This window comes from Williamsia sp. R60 (assembly GCF_054063855.1).
On sequence record NZ_JBSSGR010000001.1, the window covers coordinates 940,519 to 957,937 of the forward strand.

At 64.7% G+C, this 17,419-nt stretch carries 18 protein-coding genes; 10 read left to right on the forward strand and 8 right to left on the reverse strand.

From position 1 onward, the window contains the following. Nucleotides 1–32: 32 nt before the first annotated feature. The gene (locus ACVWY6_RS04050; RefSeq protein ID WP_457536282.1) at nt 33–1,193 is read right to left on the reverse strand and encodes a TerD family protein; all 1,161 of its coding nucleotides are present in this window, start codon (nt 1,191–1,193) and stop codon (nt 33–35) included. 210 nt (nt 1,194–1,403) lie between these two features. Between ACVWY6_RS04050 and ACVWY6_RS04055 the strand changes: the two genes are divergently transcribed. The 4 genes from ACVWY6_RS04055 (at nt 1,404) to ACVWY6_RS04070 (ending at nt 6,247) form a co-directional block, all read left to right on the forward strand. Beyond that, the gene (locus tag ACVWY6_RS04055; protein ID WP_457536284.1) at nt 1,404–2,636 is read left to right on the forward strand and encodes an ammonium transporter; all 1,233 of its coding nucleotides are present in this window, start codon (nt 1,404–1,406) and stop codon (nt 2,634–2,636) included. A 468-nt stretch (nt 2,637–3,104) separates the two neighbouring features. Beyond that, nucleotides 3,105–3,710: a SipW-dependent-type signal peptide-containing protein gene (locus ACVWY6_RS04060; RefSeq protein ID WP_457536286.1), complete on the forward strand. Its 606-nt coding sequence runs from the start codon at nt 3,105–3,107 to the stop codon at nt 3,708–3,710. A 110-nt stretch (nt 3,711–3,820) separates the two neighbouring features. After that, the gene (locus ACVWY6_RS04065) at nt 3,821–4,447 is read left to right on the forward strand and encodes a signal peptidase I (RefSeq protein ID WP_023955730.1); all 627 of its coding nucleotides are present in this window, start codon (nt 3,821–3,823) and stop codon (nt 4,445–4,447) included. 3 nt (nt 4,448–4,450) lie between these two features. Continuing rightward, nucleotides 4,451–6,247: a hypothetical protein gene (locus ACVWY6_RS04070; RefSeq protein WP_457536288.1), complete on the forward strand. Its 1,797-nt coding sequence runs from the start codon at nt 4,451–4,453 to the stop codon at nt 6,245–6,247. 48 nt (nt 6,248–6,295) lie between these two features. Here ACVWY6_RS04070 and ACVWY6_RS04075 read toward each other — a convergent pair whose 3' ends face one another. The 5 genes from ACVWY6_RS04075 to ACVWY6_RS04095 form a co-directional block, all read right to left on the reverse strand. Then, on the reverse strand, nt 6,296–7,411 hold the full coding sequence (locus tag ACVWY6_RS04075) for a glycosyltransferase (RefSeq protein ID WP_457536290.1): 1,116 nt from the start codon (nt 7,409–7,411) through the stop codon (nt 6,296–6,298). Nucleotides 7,412–7,420: 9 nt separating this feature from the next. Further along, a complete protein-coding gene (locus ACVWY6_RS04080; RefSeq protein ID WP_158599257.1) occupies nt 7,421–8,008 on the reverse strand; it encodes a TetR/AcrR family transcriptional regulator in 588 nt (195 codons plus the stop codon). A 122-nt stretch (nt 8,009–8,130) separates the two neighbouring features. Then, nucleotides 8,131–8,463, reverse strand: a complete 333-nt coding sequence (locus ACVWY6_RS04085; RefSeq protein WP_062798752.1) for a transglycosylase family protein — start codon at nt 8,461–8,463, stop codon at nt 8,131–8,133. Between the two features lie 366 nt (nt 8,464–8,829). After that, nucleotides 8,830–10,053 (reverse strand): acyl-CoA dehydrogenase family protein, encoded by a 1,224-nt coding sequence (locus ACVWY6_RS04090; RefSeq protein WP_023963103.1) that lies wholly within the window; start codon nt 10,051–10,053, stop codon nt 8,830–8,832. Between the two features lie 51 nt (nt 10,054–10,104). Next, nucleotides 10,105–11,472 carry an acyl-CoA dehydrogenase family protein gene (locus ACVWY6_RS04095; RefSeq protein WP_457536292.1) on the reverse strand — a complete coding sequence of 456 codons (1,368 nt, stop codon included), beginning with the start codon at nt 11,470–11,472 and terminating at the stop codon, nt 10,105–10,107. A 294-nt stretch (nt 11,473–11,766) separates the two neighbouring features. Here ACVWY6_RS04095 and ACVWY6_RS04100 point away from each other — a divergent pair, with 294 nt between their 5' ends. Next, nucleotides 11,767–12,186, forward strand: a complete 420-nt coding sequence (locus tag ACVWY6_RS04100) for an NINE protein (RefSeq protein ID WP_030164392.1) — start codon at nt 11,767–11,769, stop codon at nt 12,184–12,186. Between the two features lie 9 nt (nt 12,187–12,195). Continuing rightward, nucleotides 12,196–12,639: a DUF2752 domain-containing protein gene (locus ACVWY6_RS04105; protein ID WP_457536294.1), complete on the forward strand. Its 444-nt coding sequence runs from the start codon at nt 12,196–12,198 to the stop codon at nt 12,637–12,639. 13 nt (nt 12,640–12,652) lie between these two features. Here ACVWY6_RS04105 and ACVWY6_RS04110 read toward each other — a convergent pair whose 3' ends face one another. Continuing rightward, complete coding sequence (locus ACVWY6_RS04110) at nt 12,653–13,315, reverse strand: MBL fold metallo-hydrolase (protein WP_457536296.1); 663 nt, start codon at nt 13,313–13,315, stop codon at nt 12,653–12,655. A 4-nt stretch (nt 13,316–13,319) separates the two neighbouring features. Then, complete coding sequence (gene hisN / locus ACVWY6_RS04115; protein WP_457536298.1) at nt 13,320–14,123, reverse strand: histidinol-phosphatase; 804 nt, start codon at nt 14,121–14,123, stop codon at nt 13,320–13,322. A gap of 132 nt (nt 14,124–14,255) precedes the next feature. Here hisN and ACVWY6_RS04120 point away from each other — a divergent pair, with 132 nt between their 5' ends. The 4 genes from ACVWY6_RS04120 to ACVWY6_RS04135 all read left to right on the forward strand — a co-directional run bounded on the left by ACVWY6_RS04120 (nt 14,256) and on the right by ACVWY6_RS04135 (nt 17,373). After that, nucleotides 14,256–14,666 carry a hypothetical protein gene (locus ACVWY6_RS04120; RefSeq protein ID WP_030164381.1) on the forward strand — a complete coding sequence of 137 codons (411 nt, stop codon included), beginning with the start codon at nt 14,256–14,258 and terminating at the stop codon, nt 14,664–14,666. Between the two features lie 64 nt (nt 14,667–14,730). Further along, on the forward strand, nt 14,731–15,843 hold the full coding sequence (prfB, locus tag ACVWY6_RS04125) for a peptide chain release factor 2 (RefSeq protein ID WP_062799180.1): 1,113 nt from the start codon (nt 14,731–14,733) through the stop codon (nt 15,841–15,843). Nucleotides 15,844–15,949: 106 nt separating this feature from the next. Further along, on the forward strand, nt 15,950–16,888 hold the full coding sequence (locus ACVWY6_RS04130; protein ID WP_023963119.1) for a mechanosensitive ion channel family protein: 939 nt from the start codon (nt 15,950–15,952) through the stop codon (nt 16,886–16,888). Then, nucleotides 16,885–17,373: a hypothetical protein gene (locus ACVWY6_RS04135; protein ID WP_457536299.1), complete on the forward strand. Its 489-nt coding sequence runs from the start codon at nt 16,885–16,887 to the stop codon at nt 17,371–17,373. The genes ACVWY6_RS04130 and ACVWY6_RS04135 overlap by 4 nt, the downstream gene beginning before the upstream one ends. Nucleotides 17,374–17,419 lie beyond the last annotated feature (46 nt).

Here is a 17,419-nt window from a genome sequence, read left to right on the forward strand (position 1 = left end):
GCAAACCGGACAACAAATGACGATGTGATCCTTCAGAGTGCCGCGGCGGCGGGCTTTTTCATCTTGCGCACGGTTTTCCCGTCGGCGTATTCGCCCAGCGCGGTCATCACCCAGCCAGATGGTTCACGAACCATCTTGCACATCAATACCCCGGTGGTGGGGCCTGAGTCGGAGAGTTCGAATCGGACCATCTCCTGGCCGCTCCCGTGATCGACGAGCCTGCAGAAGGCCCGCCCGACGTCGGAGAATCGCTGGCCCGAGAAGGAGTTCACGGTGAACACCAGGCCGGTGACCGAATGGGGCAACCGCCCCAGGTCCACGGAGATCACCTCGTCGTCGCCCTCACCTGCGCCGGTCAGGTTGTCACCCGAATGTGCCACCGCCCCATCGAGAATCGACAATTTCAAGAACCAGCAGGTCGCCACGACCTTCCGATTCGCATCGAAGGCGATACACGACGCGTCGAGATCGATCCGGCCTTTGCCTGCGACCGGATCCCACCCGAGTCCCATCCGGACCTTGCTCTGCAGTGGCTTGCCGAACTTCGTCAGCACCACCGACTGGCGTTTTCCGAGGACCACGTGACCTTTGTCGAGGTTCGGCCGATGGTTCGCCGGGTTGGTGGGGGTCGCCACCGGGACGGCGGGAACCGCCACCGGCTCCACCGTCGGCGCAGTCTCGGCCGGGTCGTCCACGCTGATACCGAAATCTGTTGCGATCCCGGCCAAACCATCTGCGTAGCCCTGCCCGACCGCACGCAGCTTCCATCCGCCGCCGCGCCGATAGACCTCGAAGACGATCAGGGCGGTCTCGCCGGAGAGATTTGCCGGGTCGAAGGTGGCGAGCAGGTCACCGTTCGCCGCATCGATGACGCGGGCATGTGGATTCGTCCCCGCGAACGTGGTGGCCGGGGGATCGAGGCTGGCCGTGATCACCACCTTGTCGATGGCCGACGGAACGGCGGCCAGGGTGATGCAGACTGCATCGGGACCGTGCGCAGTGCCGGGCATGTGACGCAGCCCCGGCCCGACGGGCGCGTTGAAGAAGATCAGGTCGGCGTCGCTGCGCACCTTGCCCGACGGGGCCACCAATAGTGCCGACACGTCGAGCTGCCGTCCGCTCACCCCGACCTCGATGCGGACTTCGGCGGCCTGCAACGCAGTGTTCGCGCCCGCAGTCATCGGGATGCTCATTGTCGCGGTCCGCCCTTGTTCGACTCGTGGCCTGTGGGCCCGGGAAAGGACTGTCGCAACGAAGCTACCGAAGTCCGGCGATCGGTGTGGGCGTGTTGTCGATTCGATACCTCCGGGCAGATTCGCCACGGCCCGTCGGGACGAATCGGGTGCCGGTTATTGTCCTTCGAGCACAACCACTCACCTCTTCACAGAACACGGAGGGCTCCTGTGCCCGAGCTCGATGGTGCAGCCACTGCGCTAGTACTTGTCTCGACCGCGATGGTTCTTCTGATGACTCCGGCGCTGGCGCTGTTCTACGGCGGCATGGTGCGCAGCTTCAGCGTGCTGAACATGATGATGATGAGCTTCATCGCGATCCCGTTGGTCGCAGTCGCGTGGCTGGTCGCCGGCTACAGCCTGGCGTTCTCCGACGACGCGGGGTTCGGCCTCATCGGTGGCGTGGAGTCGTTCGGGCTGGCCGGGATCGGTCCGGAGTCGTTGCACGGGTCCATCCCGACCTTGTTGTTCGTGACGTTTCAGCTGACGTTCGCCGTGATCACCGCGGCACTGATCAGTGGGGCCATCGCCGACCGTGCCCGCTTCGTCGCCTGGATCGTATTCGTACCGATCTGGACACTACTGGTCTATGCGCCTGTGGCGCACTGGGTCTGGGGTCCCGGCGGCTGGATCGCCGAGCTCGGGGCGCTCGACTTCGCGGGCGGTCTGGTGGTGGAGGTGACCTCGGGTGCCTCGGCGCTAGCACTTGCCCTCGTCTTGGGGCCGTGCCTGGGATTCCGCCACGACACCATGCGCCCGCACAATCTGCCCTTCGTGCTGCTCGGCGCGGGACTGTTGTGGTTCGGATGGTTCGGCTTCAATGCCGGCTCCGCGCTCGCGGCCGACGGCATGGCCGCAACCGTCCTGCTCAACACCTTGATCGCGGGCGGCCTGGGAATGGTCGGCTGGCTTGTGGTCGAGACCAATCGTGATGGGCACCCGACCAGTTTTGGCGCCGCGTCGGGCATTGTCGCCGGCCTGGTGGCGATCACGCCCTCGTGCGGATCGGTGGGTCCCCTCGGCGCGGCCGTTGTCGGCCTCGCAGCCGGAATCGTGTGTGCCTACGTGGTGTTGTGGAAGTTCAAGTTCGGCTATGACGATTCACTGGATGTCGTTGGCGTGCACTTCACCGGTGGTGTGGTCGGCACCTTCCTCATCGGGCTCTTCGCGACCTCGATGATGACGTCCGATGTCGAAGGACTTTTTTATGGCGGCGGATTGGCGCTGCTGGGTAAACAAGTGGTCGCCATTCTGGCAGTGGCCGTATACACATTCGCAGTCTCGTTCGGAATCGGAAAGGTCATCGATTGGACCATAGGGTTCAGGGTGTCGGCGAAAGATGAACGAGAAGGGGTCGACTTCTCCGAGCACGCCGAGACGGCCTACGCCGATCTCGAGCGCTGATCGCCACCGCTGGGGATGGGATCGACACAAATGACTATTCGATCAATGTCGATCAGCAGTGTCGGCTAATTCGTAGACCGGTCGATATGATCGTCACGTTCAGAAATTGCCGCTGAACCTTGTTGCGCTGAACCTTCGGGCGAACGGTCGCCGCCTTTATGCCTCGGCCTGAGCGTTAGTGGTCCAAGTCCGCCCATTGTTTGTCTGAGATGGGCGTCTGACTTCGCCGGCGCTCCGATAACTGCATGTCAGCCACAGCTGCACTGGCCTAATTGACGCCATGCCTTTTAATGGACTCGCACACTTTCCGATTGATGTGTTCGAGTAATGACGCGGAAGAAATGCGCTCACTGCTTTTGAAAATCGAAGATAAAAATCGCATTTCGCGAAACTTTTTGACTACTTACTTTCATACTCGGGGCAAGCGGGTCGGACTGGCTGGCCCTTTTGTGTAGGCGAGGTTCAATTATGAGTTTGACGGTCACAAAACGTAATCGCCGCAAGATCCGAGCGATTCTTGCGGCGGGTTTGGTGCTCGGCGTGGGAGCGGCGGTGACACTTGCGGCCTGGAGTGATTCTGTCTGGGGCCAGAGCGAGTTCGCCACCGACAAGTGGAACGTTCAGGGCAGTTTCAACGGTGGCACCAGCTGGGGTGAGTTCGCAACGGGACCGACGGCCGGCACCTTTACATTTCCGCTGGCCGATGCCACGAGCCTCACGCCCGGTGAATCGGTCAAAGCCCCGGTGTCGCTGCGGGTCGGGCCGGCGACATCGGCATTGAATGCATCGGTGACCCTCGCTCCGTCGGGCAACACGTCCGCGTTGGCCGGCGAACTCGAACTCACCGTCACCGAGGCCGCCAGCTGCAGCGTAGCGGGTACCACGCCCGCAGGCTGGCCGGCAGGTGGAAGCGTGGCGACGGCCGGCGGAAGCACCCCGATCATCCTCAACGGCGACATGACCCCGCGGCACTTCTGTTTCACTGTGACGCTGCCGGCCGACGCGGCGCTGCTCGATACGTCGACAACAGGGCAGGTTCTCTGGGAGTTCAAGGCAACCAGCGTCGAACCGTAGGCATCTGCCGGCCGCCGGGCCAGTGGTTCATGGCAGAGCCCCGGCGGCCCGGTAGCCCTGGTCTCTTGCGCTTTCGCGTCGTGAAGTCCGGAAATCTATAGGAGTCATTGATGTTTCATGCTGATCCGGTCGCCCACGCCGAGCATCCCTCAGCCCCGAGACGGCGATCCGCGCTGTCGGTCGTCAGCAGTGTGATCATGAACCTGCTCGCGGTGGGCGGGCTTGCGTGCATCGTGATGGTTGTCTTGGCCGTGGTGTTCAACGTCTCGCTCATCATGTTCAAGACCGGGTCGATGGCCCCATCCATCCCGGCGGGGTCGCTGGCCGTCGTGCAGACGGTGCCGGCGGCGTCTGTGGACGTGGGCGACGTGGTCACCGTCAAACGACCTGGTCAGTTGCCGATCACGCACCGGGTGATCAAGACCTCGCCGGGCGCCGACGGCACAACGATGCTCGAAATGCGTGGTGATGCCAATTCATTCGACGACCCGGGTGGCTATCAGGTCAAGGAGGTACGCAAGGTCCTGTGGTCGGTACCGGGTCTTGCCAAGGGTGTCATCTGGCTGTCGAATCCGTTTGTCCTACTGGCGATCACAATTGGCGCTGCGTTGCTGGTGCTCTGGGCCTTCTGGCCCCGACAGAGCGAGGACGACGTCGATCCCGATGACGGCGTTCCCGACGGCCGAATAGCAGTGCCCGAACGTGGTGCAGGCGCCCATTCTCGGATCGAGGCCTGAACAGTGGGTGGCCATCACAGCAAGGCGCTCGGCAACAGAGACGCTGGGCAGCGGCACCGCCGGCGTCTCATCGGGGTGGCGGCACTGGCAATCCTGGCGGTCGTTGGCGCATCCGCGTTGACCGGGGCGTTCGCCGATCGGACCCTGGCCGCCTGGGGAGACAAGGTTTGGGGGGCAAGCACATTCGGTGTCGACCCGGCATACGTCCCCACAGGGTGGGCACGGGCATCAGCGGGAGCCGGCACCATCGAGCGCCCCGACCGTGGATGGCTGGGCACGGTGACCACGTTTGCCGGTGGCGAACAATCCATGGCGGCTCCCACGAGGTCGAGCTATACGTCCCCACAAACCCCGACCTACGGGGGTTGGCCGGGCAGTGTGGACTTCAGTCTGACCTCCTCGCAATGTGTGCGCCACGCTGCCGGGGCACAGTGCGCGCCCGCGCCTGCTGACGCCACGTCGAGCGCAGCCACAACAACATCGAGTCTGTACCTCACCTACTTCGGCGCTGCTCTCGGTGATCTTCTAGGGGTGGTCAACCCGGTGAAGGTGTCGGTGTCGTGTCGTCCAGGACAGCTGCTTGCGCCCAGCCCCACAGGGGCAGTGAGGTTTCGGCACTCGGCGGTGGTCTGGGAATCCGTAGCCGTTCCCACTCAGCCCGGGCAGACCAGCTCGGGCGAGGGACCGGCGCGTCAGCTCTCGATCGTGTGGAAAGTCGATCAGACTGCGACCTCCATCCGGTCGGAGCTGATCATGACGTGGACCCAGCCGTACGTCTTTCTGTCGACGCCTGAGGTGAATCTGCGCAACGTTGTCCTCGCCCGCGCCGAATGCGGCACCGCAGGTCAGCCCCCGCCGCTGAGCGCCCCGTCGGCGCTGAGTGCGCGCCAGGCCGCGCAGGCCACGTGTCCGGCCGTTGCCCAAGACGGGGGCGAGGAGGTGGCTGTTCCCGATACAACGACGACCAGGGTGACGAAGACGAGTACCCCGACCACCACGCCCGCCCCGCCCGCTGTGGACGCTGACAACGACGCGCCAGTGGATGACGGAACCGCCGAGTGCGGTGGTACTGACCCCGCCACTTCTACTGCTGATTCGAGCCCGACCGGTACGCCGACCAGCACGCCCTCACCTGACGAAACAGGTTCGACCACAACCACATCCGACACGGCCGAGGCCATGCCGGTGAGACCGCCGCCGGAAGGTGCGGCCGACACCGCAGAACCGTCACCACCGCTGACGGTGCCGGACGGACCCAGCACAACCTCACCCGGGGAAGAGTTCGCCCTTGTCGGCACGGATGGTGCTGACTTGGGCGCAGCGCGGATCGACGAGGTGCTGATCGATCAGAGCTGCAACACTTCTCCCGCGGTGACCGTGGCGGTGCGGATGACGGTGACCCCGTCCACGCACACCGGTGAGTACGCGCTGGATGGTGTGGAGTCATCTCAGTTCAGTCAGGTCAACGGTTCTGGCGCGCCGATTTCGAGCTGGGGTCAACCGTGTGGATCTCTCGGGCAAACGCTTTCCTCTTTGACTCCGGGCCGCACCTCCGCAGGCTGGGTGATCTTCGAGGTCCCTGATCCTGTTGCGCCCGTGCTGTGGCAACCGAATGGCACGGCTGGATGGCTGATCTCGCTTCCGATCCTGTCGGCGTCGCCGTCCGAGGCCCCGCCCCCGCCACCCACCTCACCGTCGTCTACCTCACCGTCGGCGTCGTTGCCGGCGGTGTCTCCGGACCCTGAGCAGAGCGAGGGGAGTGACAAGGAGGCGCCGGGATCGACCGAGCCGGGTGAGTGACTCGGGACCCGAATTGTCTGCGACGCACGGTAACCCGAACGGCGGCAGTCACGGCAGTTCGGCAAGCATTCGATCTACCGCTCGTGTTGTGCCGTCGCCGGTGGCAAGGCGGTCACCGATCGCCTGCGCCGATGTGGAATAGCCGGGCTCGTCGAGGATGCGCGACAACGCCGAGGCGATGCGAGCGGCCGACGCCTTTTTCCGCAGAACGATGCCTGCACCCGCTCTGGCCACGGATCGACCCACCATCGGCTGGTCCAACAGTGGGTGCATCGGCATCACAATGAGTGGGAGTCCGTGGGCGAGGGCCTGGAATGTTGTCGAGTGCCCGCCGTGACCGATGACCGCGACGCAATCCGGCAGGACGTCGGCATGCGGGACGTACTCATGGAGCTCGGCGTTGGCGGGCACCCGCAAGCGGGACGGGTCGATGGCAGGTCCGGTGGTGGCGATCAGCTGGATGGGCAGGGTGGCAGCAGCGTCGAGGATGTTCTGCATGGTCTGTTGCTGGGCCGGGAAGTAGGTGGTGCTCAAGCTGGCCAACACCGTTGGGGGAGTCCGCGGGGTGAGGGGTCTGGCGGCCGGTTCGGCGGGCCCGGCCCAGAAGATGTTGCCTGCTGCGCGGTGGTGGCGTCCGGCAGGATCGAGTGCCTGGTCGGAGACCACCACCTGCAGATCTGTGGAACCCCAGATTTGACGTGAACTCAAGCCGCGCAGGCGGGCGACCACTCCGATGGGTCCGCGGCGCCACGGCCCGTCGAGGTAGGCGTAGTAGGCGTGGAACAGGGCGATGGTCGGCTGTGGCAGAGCGTTCAGCGTGGACATCACCGGCAACAGCATGCAATCGACAACCACCAGGTCGGCCTCACGTGAGGCGGCGACGGCGTCATCGACCAGAGTCCGGGTGGTGAAGAGCGCGAGGTAGCCCCACAACGTGGACGCGGTGCTCTTGTGTCTGCTGGACGACCACGACGGCGCGTTCGAGTATGCGGTGAACTCGAACCCGGCGGCCTCGACCTTGCGCCGCTGCTGTGCGTGGCCGAGAACGGTCACGTGGTGTCCTCGCCGGGCGAATTCCCGCCCGAGCGTGATGACCGGCGGGAAGTTCCCTCCCGCGTCGAAGGTCACGAACAGAATGCGGGCGGGCTGCGTCGGCGTCGGCACGGCCTGAGCTTATGCAGCCGCGAGTATCGCCGACACCATTCGAGATACCCGGCGCTGCGCTGTGCTCCTCGACAACGTGCGGTCGCGGCACAGCAGCTTCCAGGTGTACACATCGGTCGCCACCACCAGCATGTCGATGAGCTCGGTTCGTGCCGCAACCGACCGGTCGGCCAGCTGTGGGGCGAAGACGGTACTCACCCACGCGCGGTGGGCCTGACGTTCGGACTCGGTGAGCTGGGCGGCGCGGCGGTCCCACCCCTCCTGACCCAGGAGCATGATGACCGCGTCGCCGTGGTCGTCGAAGTGGTCGAACAGCACCTCCAGAGCGGCCCGGACGTCGCCCGGGGGACTGGATCGATGTGATCGGAGTTGTTCGGCGACGAACTCGGTGGCGGCATCCAGCAGACCATCACGGCTACCGAATTGGCGCAGGACGGTCTGCACACTCACGCCGGCGCGAGCGGCGACCTCAGGGAGCACAATCGTTGCGAACGGCTTCTCACCGGCGAGTGCGACGGTGGCCTCCAGTGCCCGCCGCCGGGTCAGACCGGCGGACTCGGCACGCGAACGCATGACGTAGTTTCGCGTCGTTTTCATCGATTCCGACGCTAACCGCAGAGTCATTTCGTGTCAACGTGCGCTACCTCGAAATGAGGGCCTCCACATGCATCTCGCCCGGACCGCGAGTGCGGTCCGGGCGAGAAGGTTTCTAGCGGGCGTCAGCTGTAGAGATACTGCCCGCAGACGGGCCAAGCGCCGACGCCCTGCGAGGCGAGCACGTTCTCGGCCACTCGAATCTGTTCCTCTCGGCTTGCGTCCGACGCAACGCCGACACCGCCATTGGCCTCCCAGGTCGACTGGCTGAACTGCAGTCCGCCGTAGTAGCCGTTACCGGTGTTGATGGCCCAGTTCCCGCCGCTCTCGCATTGTGCGACGGCGTCCCAGTTGTGGGCACCCTCGGCCGAGGCAGTTGCTGCGAACGCACCCATGGGTGCGAGCGTCAGGGCTCCGGCGATCGCCGTGCGGGCGGCAAGCTTGCGCATGTTGGTCATGGTTCCTCCTCTGCCGCTTGCCCAGAACATCAGGCGAGCGGGATCGTTGTATCCAGGACTTCCGTGTTGCCGTCTTCTACGACACGTTCAGCGACGTTACGTACTCGAAGCGTTGACGTCACATCGGGGTGGTGGGTACGGACGTGCGCTTCGGGCACTTGATGTTTCGTCGTCAATGCTGGTCAGATCGGTGTTCTCGAGGCGTTACAGGCCGGGGATGCAACCGAGAAAATGTGATCGTCGACACGGGTCAAATGTGATGTGGCACATGCTCTGGGCGGGCGGATCATGCCTCAAACCTTGCCCGAGGCAACAAAAAACCCCGTCCGTACCCCTCGATGCGGACGGGGTCCTTCGTCCATCAGATCACTTGAGCTCTGCGCTCGTCTTCCCGAGAACTCGACGTGCGATGATCAGATTCTGGATCTGCTGGGTTCCCTCGAAGATATCGAGGATCTTCGAATCGCGGGCCCATTTCTCCAAAAGGGAGCGTTCCGAATAGCCAAGGCTGCCCGCGAGTTCCACGGCCTTGGTGGTCACGTCGGTGACGGTACGCCCAGCCTTCGCCTTCGACATCGAAGCCTCTTTGGAGTTCGGCTCCTTGTTGTCGGCCATCCACGCTGCCCGCAGTGAATGCAGGTATGCGGCTTCGAAATCCGATTCCATGCGGATGAACTCTGCTGCAGCGGCGTGCTGATTGTTGGCCGGCTTGTCGTAATCGATGTCCACGCCTGCTTCTTCGAGCAGCGTTCGGAGCTCCTCGAGCGCCGCCCGCGTCACACCGACCGCCATTCCCGCGACCATCGGGCGGGTGTTGTCGAAGGTCTGCATGACCCCGCCGAAACCCTTTTTGGTGTCGACTTCCGGTGAACCCAAGAGGTTTTCGGCCGGGACGCGGCAGTTCTCGAAACGGATCGCGGCAGTGTCGGAAGCCTTGATTCCGAGCTTGTGTTCGAGACGCTCGATCGTCACACCTTCGTGTTCACGGGGGACGACGAAGCTCTTGATCGCCGCACGGCCGGCGCTCTTGTCCACTGTGGCCCAGACGACGATGTGGTCGGCGCGGGATCCGGCTGTAACATAGATCTTTTCGCCGTTGATGATGTAGTCGTCGCCGTCCCGGGTCGCGGTGGTCGAGACCGCGGCAGAGTCGGAGCCGAAGCTGGGTTCGGTGATGGCCATCGACGCCCAGACCTTGCCGAACTTCTTCAGCTGCTCTTCGGAGGCGACGGCCGCGATGGCGGCGTTGCCCAACCCCTGATAGGGGATCGACAGCATCAGACCGAGGTCGCCCCACGAGGTTTCCATCGTGTTGAGCACTGACTGCATGTTGCCGCCGTTGACGACTGCGCCTGCGGGCAGTTCTTTCTTGTTCTTCTGCTGGCTACGTCCGCCGTCGGCGCCGGCTCCGGCGGCTCCGGCTTCATTGAGTCCGTCGTACAGACTCGCCAGGGTGTCGAGCTCGACCGGGTAGTCGTGTTCGCGGAGGTCGTACTTACGAGAGATGGGCCGGAAGATCTGTGCGGCAGCCTGATGGGCCTGGTCGACCGTCTGATGCAGCTTCCGGGGAAGTTCGAGATTGATTGCCATGGCTTGATGTCTTTCTGTGCAAGAGTGTCGGGTCGGATGGGGGAGCGGTCGTCAGATGACGACGATGCCCTCGCCGATGGCCGCACCGCGCAGATCGCGGAACCAGCGCTCGACCGGATGTTCCTTGGTGAAGCCGTGTCCGCCGAGCAATTGCACTCCGTCCGAACCGATTTGCATACCCTTGTCGGCGGTGAGCTTGCGGGCCAGCGCCGCTTCGCGGGCGAAAGACAGTCCCTGCTCGGCGCGGGCAGCTCCACGCAGAGTGACAAGGCGGATCGAATCGAGCTCGGTCGCCATGTTCGCGACCAGGAATGCGACGGCCTGACGGTTGGAGATCGGCTCCCCGAACGCCTCGCGCTCGTTCACATACGGGATGACGTAGTCGAGGACGGCATGGGCGGTACCGACTGCCAGCGAGGACCAACCGAGCCGAGCGAGCCGGACCACGTCGCGGTAGTCGGTGAAAGCGCTGTCGCCTTCTTCTTCACCGAGCAATGCGGTGGCGGGCACGGTCACGTCGGTGAGCAACAACCGACCGATACCGGCGGCGCGCACACCCATGCCTGGATCTGCCTCGACGACAAGGCCTTTGGAATTCGACTCGACGATAAACAGGGCGGGGCGGCCATCGAGCTGTGCGCCGATGATGAACAGTTCCGAAGACGCCGCAGCAGGCACAAACGACTTGACGCCGTTGAGGCGGTAGCCGCTGGGTACCCGGGTTGCCTTGGTCTGCAGCGACATTGCGTCGAACAGCGGGCGTGGCTCGGCGATGACGACGGCGGCCTGGGGCACGTTCTCGCCCGCGAAGTCCGGCAGGTAGGTCTTCTGCTGCGCGTCGCTGCCGAACTGGGTGAGCGTGGTGGCGACACCGCTGGGTGCCAGCAGCGGCAGTGCCAAGCCCATGTCGCCGTAAGCCATCGCTTCGGCGACGAGCGAGTTGGTGACCACGCCACGCTCGGTGGCGGCGCCCTCGAACTCTTCGGGCACATTGATCATCGTGATGCCGAGTTCGGCACTGCGAGCGAGGATCTCGGGTGGGGCTGCGGCTGCGGCGTCGGCGTCGTGGGCGGCCGGGCGCAAGATCTCGCCCGCGAACTCCTTGACGGTGTCCGCGATCATCTTCTGTTCGTCGTCGGGGAACAGGTTGAAGTAGTCCTTGGGGGTGGTGGACAGACGCTTAGCCTTGTCGCCACCCTGGGCGCGGGAGAAAGCGCGGGTTGCGGCGCCGATCGTCTTGAAGCCGGTCTTGGTTCCCTCGTACGCGATACGGTTCAGCGGCTCGCGAATCTTGTACTTGTCGGCGAAGTCGGAGCCGGTCACCGTGGTCAGGACTCGCATCGCTGCTCCGATGGCGCTACGGCGGTGGGGGTTCTTGCCCACAGCGGAGGTATCGCGGGGCTCGGTATGAGTGCTCATTCTCACCAGCTTGTCTTCTACGTGTTGGGCGTGAGGTTTCGGTCGGACGACCGCGTCTCACCGATCTTACCGGTCGGTAAGAAAGCGGACAGCACGGACCTTACTACTCAGTAAGGTCGGTTGTCACGCGCCCGTTCGGGCCGCCGGTCGCAGATGGGTGCGACTACCAACCGATTAGCAATGCGTACTATTGTTTGCGCAGCTCACGCGGGATTTTCTCCGGCCGTCATTCAAATGTTCAGAAAATGGTCCAGGACCAGCCGAAGCCCGGTGCCGTGCCATATCCTGCTCCTCATGACACAACCTCCTCCCGGGTATCCGGCACCGCCACCCCAGCCGCAGGGCGGCCCGTACAACGACACCTTCTACGCTTCGATCTTCGGCCAGGAGCAGGGCCCGATGGGGTACCAGGACCTCGCCGGGCTTGTCCGCTCCGGACAGGTCAAGCCGGAGACGCAGGTGCGCACCCAGTCGAGCAACTGGTTCCCGGTTTCTCAGGTGCCCGGCCTGTTCTCGGACAAGGAATGGCTCACAGCCCTGCTGATCTCCGTATTCGTCGGCGGTCTCGGCATCGACCGCTTCTACCTCGGATACACCGGCCTCGGTATCGCCAAGCTGCTCACCTGTGGTGGCCTCGGTATCTGGACACTCATCGACATAGTCTTGATCGCGATGCGCAAGCTCCCCGACTCCAACGGTGTCCCCCTGAAGTGATGGCTTGACGTGGCGGCCCCGCCAACCGCAGACCGGCGGCAGTCCGAACGAAATGTTCGGATTGCCGCCGGTCTCGGTCTGGGTGCGGTCGCCGCAGCGTTCCTCATCAGCCCAGCTCTCAGCACATCGGGGCCCACGCTGTGCCCGGTACGACTGGTCACCGGGCTGCCTTGCCCCGGTTGCGGGCTCACCCGCAGCTGGACGGCTGCCGCCCACGGCCAGTTCTCTGATGCCTTCGCCTACAACTTCTTCGGCCCGATCAGCCTTGCCGCGACCATGGTGTTCGTTGCGCTCGCCGGCGTATTGCTGGCGCGGCGACGATCGGTGGCCGGTCTCGCGCGAGCCGTCAGGCATCCCGTTCTCTGGGCGGTGATCGCCCTGTGGATCGCATACGGAATCACGCGCGTCGTCGACCAGGTTGTCGGTGGTGGTCTGTTCCCCGACGTCTCGTGATCGGCTGAAGTCGTCACATCAGGTCGAGCGCGTCCTCTCCGGGCAGGACAATGAAGTCGGTTGCGGGATCACTCATCTCGGACAACCGGCTGTAGTGCATCTTGAGGCCTGCATCGCCGAGTAGGCCTTGGTGGATGGGGAAGGCCACCCTCGGCGAGACTGCACGCAGATAGTCGATCGCCTCGCTGATCTTCATCCACGGCGCCATGGTCGGCATGGCCAGCACGTCCACCTCCACGTCCGGCACGAACAGCGAGTCCCCGGGGTGCATCAGTTGTGCCCGACCGGCATCGTCGCCCAACAGGTAGGCCACGTTGTCGATGGTGGGGATGTCGGGGTGGATCACCGCGTGGGTGCCACCGGTGATGCGGGCCGTGAGGCCGCCGACGGCGAACTCGTCGCCCGGGTGGGCTGCGGTCCACGAGCCTGCGACGTCGTCGTCGTTCAGTTGACGGGTTGTCTGCGGATCCGCGTACAGCACCGCGTCCGGATTACCGGCGACCAGATCGGGCAACGCCGCGACATCAACGTGATCGGGGTGCTGGTGCGTGATCAGGATGGCGTCGAGCCCGGTGAGCCCGGTGAACCCGTGCGAGAAGTTGCCGGGATCGAAAAGGATTGTGGTGCCGTCGTGTTCGACCAGGATGCAGGAGTGCCCGAAGTGTGTGATCTGCATGGTGTCAGTATGCGCCGTCGCCCTGCCGTAGCGAGGAGAGAACGGCCGTATGCAAGGCGCCGTTCGTGGCGATCGCACTCCCGCCGTGGGGGCCGGCCGTTCCGTCGAGCGAGGTGAACGTCCCGCCCGCCTCACGCACCAGGATGTCCAGCGGCGCGAGGTCCCACAAAGACACCTCCGGCTCCGCGGTGATGTCGACCGCACCCTCGGCCACGAGGCAGTAGTTGTAGAAGTCGCCATAACCGCGGACCCGCCAGACAGAGTCGGTCAAGGCGATGAACTGATCCCGGATCCCGCGGTCGCGCCACCCCGACAGGCTCGAGAACGCGAGGCTCGCCGCGTCGAGTTCGGTCACCTGCGACACCGTGATCGGCCGCGCCGAGCCGTCCGGGCGCTGCGCGAATGCACCCTCGCCCGCCGAAGCCCACCACCGGCGCGCGAGAGCGGGCGCGCTGATCACCCCCACCTGCGGCACCCCGTCGACGAGGAGCGCTACCAGGGTGGCCCACACCGGCACCCCGCGCACGAAATTCTTTGTACCGTCGATCGGATCGATCACCCACTGGCGACCGCTGATCTGCGCCTCGCCTCCGAACTCTTCGCCGAGAACCGCGTCGTCGGGACGCAGGTCCGCGAGCCTCTCACGCAGCGTCGTCTCGACGGCGAGGTCGGCGTCGGACACCGGGGTCAGATCGGGTTTGGAGTCGACGCGCAGATCCACTGCGCCGAAACGGTCGATGGTGATGGCGTCGGCGGCGTCGGCCAGCGTCAGCGCCACGTCGAGGTCGGACTGCGTCGGCGAGTTCATGGACGCTAAAACTACAGACACCTGCTTGCCGGCCAGTGTCGCCAGGTCGTCCGGCTAACCTGATGACAACCGACAGGCGTGCCGCGAACGACCGGACCGGCGACCGCTTCCGACCCCAGGAGTGCGATTTTCATGTGGTTCTCGATCATCATCACGCTGATGCTCGCCGGGTTGCTCGCGGTGCTGTTGATCCAGTGGCAACGCGGACGGTCCGGTGGCGCCGCTGCCCCTCGCGAGGGCAACGCCGCGTTCACCGATCGGGTGCCCGGCACCCTCACGCTGACCGGGGTGGCGGACAAACCCATCGAAGGTGACAAGAACCACCAGGCCTTCTGCACTGTCTCGGGCACGATCACCGGGCCGGACACAGCGCCGACCGATGTCTACGGCCGGTTCGTGATGCCGATGTCGTCGGCGTGGCCGCAGATCGGCGACCAGGTCCCGGTCACCTACAAACCGGGTAAGGCCGAATCGACCTGGCAGATCGCCGGGTCGATCGGCGGTGGTCCGGGCACGTCGGGTCCGGACCTGCGTAAGCACTGATCCTCGAGAGTCCCGCTGCGGCGGTCGCCGCCATGGTCTCGAAGGACCGGTAGCCTGGGTGACCGTGCATCCAGACGTTTCAGCAGACCTCGACGCCCTCGACTCGACCCTCACCACAGTGGAGAAGGTGCTCGACCTCGAGGAGCTCCGGCGACGGATCGACGAACTCGAACACCAGGCCGCCGATCCGGAGCTGTGGAACAACCAGGAACACGCCCAGCAGGTGACCAGTGAGCTGTCCCACGCCCAGGGTGAGCTGCGGCGCGTCTCCGAGCTGAGGCAGCGACTGGAAGACGTGCCACTCCTCTACGAATTGGCCGAATCCGAGGAAGGCGCGTCCCAGACCGAGGCGATGGCCGACGCCGACGCCGAGCGCATCGCACTGCGGGCCGACATCGAGGCGATGGAGGTCAAGACGATGCTGGCGGGTGAATACGACCACCGTGACGCGCTGGTCAACATTCGATCCGGCGCGGGTGGCGTGGACGCCGCGGACTGGGCCGAGATGCTGATGCGCATGTACATCCGCTGGGCGGAGAAGCACAACTACAAGGTCGAGGTGTACGACACCTCCTACGCCGAAGAAGCCGGACTCAAGTCGGCCACCTTCGCGGTCAAGGGGCCGTACATGTACGGCACGTTGTCCATCGAGATGGGCACCCACCGGTTGGTGCGGATCAGTCCGTTCGACAACCAGGGTCGCAGGCAGACGTCGTTCGCGGAGGTCGAGGTGCTCCCTGTGGTGGAAACCACAGACCACATCGAGATCCCGGAAACCGAACTGCGCGTTGACGTTTACCGTTCATCGGGTCCTGGTGGACAGTCGGTGAACACCACGGACTCCGCTGTGCGTCTGACACACATTCCCACCGGTATCGTGGTGACCTGTCAGAACGAGAAGAGTCAGTTGCAGAACAAGGTAGCCGCCATGCGCGTGCTGCAGGCCAAGCTGCTCGAGCGCAAACGCAAGGAAGAACGCGCCGAGATGGACGCCCTCAAGGGAGACGGCGGATCCAGCTGGGGCAACCAGATGCGGTCATATGTGCTGCATCCCTATCAGATGGTCAAAGACCTACGGACCGAGTTCGAGGTGAACAACCCCACCGCGGTTCTCGACGGCGACATCGACGGGTTCATCGAATCCGGTATTCGCTGGCGGATGGCACAGAACGCCTGACCGCACCACCCGCCTGAACCGGTGTCCACCGGCCGCGTGCTTCGAGTAGGCGCCGGACGGTATTGGCTCGATCCCAACACACGACCCGGAGGAGCAACCCGATTTGATGCAAGACCTCGTCGCGCTCGTGACCGCAGCGCCGGAAACCCCGGCCGGCACCAGCCGCTTCGTCCGATGGCTGTCCCTACAGGGACTCTCCATCGTTCTCTGGGTGCTCGGCGCCCTGCTCGCGACCCGATTCATCCAGTGGGTGGTCGGACGGATCACCGCGCGTATCGACTCGCAGTTCACCGAATCCGATGCCCTCGTGCGCTCGGAGGCGATCAAGCATCGCCACTCGGTGGCGCAGATCCTCGCCTGGGCGGCGATCGCGATCGTGTACATCATCGCCGGCTTCAACATCGTGCGGCAGTTCAACGTCCCCATCACCGGATTCGTTGCGCCCGCGACAGTGCTCGGTGCGGCCCTCGGTTTCGGTGCGCAGCGCATCGTGCAGGACCTGCTGTCCGGATTCTTCATCATCACCGAGAAGCAGTACGGATTCGGAGACGTGGTCAGCCTGGCCATCGTCGGCGCAACCGAACCCGCCGAGGGGACGGTGGAGGACGTCACACTGCGCATCACCAAACTGCGATCCGCCGATGGCGAGATGATCACCATCCCCAACGGCCAGATCGTCAAGGCCATCAACCTGTCGAAGGACTGGGCGCGGTCGGTGGTCGACATCCCGTTGCCGATCGGTGCCGACATGAGCAAGGTGAACGACCTCATCGCCCAGATCGGGCACCAGGCATTCACCGACTCGCGCACCCGCAATCTGCTGCTCGACGAGCCGACCGCGATGGGCGTGATCGACATCGAGGTGGACACCATGACGGTCCGCATCGTCGCCCGCACCCTGCCAGGCAAACAGTTCGAGGTGAGCCGCGACCTCCGCTCGCGCATCGTCCGGGCATTCGGTCGCGCCGGTATAGCGCTGGCCCCGGGCAGCGTCATCGAAACCGATTCCGTGTCACCCGTCGCAGCCGAGGAGGGAAGCCGATGACCGACAACCAACAGAACCCGGACAACGAGCCGTTGAACTCGGCGAACATCCCCGCCGGCGGTGCGCCCACGCCGGCCGCCACAGAGACCGAGGACCGCCCAGCGTGGTGGCACCGCATCCCGCGCACACTCTTCGGCGGCAGGGTTCGTACCACCACAGCAGCGTTGATGTTGCTGTTCATCGGCGCCATGCTCCTGTACGGCCAGCGGTCGGAGTACTACAGCAATCTCGACGACGAGAAGGCGCAGGCGACGACCAGCCGGCAGCAACAGGTCCCCACCACCACACCGCCGCCTCCGGAGACCACCGAGGAGACGACAACAACCGCTACGACGACCACACCCGAGACCACCGAGTCGTCCGTGGAGGTCGAGCCACCCTCGAGCTCGTCGACCCTCGAGACCACGGTCCCCACGCAGACCGAACAGCCCCGGGGCGGGCTGATCCCGGGATTGGAGATTCCCACCCCCAGCATCGCGAGGTGATCTCGGTGCCCGGGCCCGGGCAAGTCTGAGCCGGATGGCCAGGATC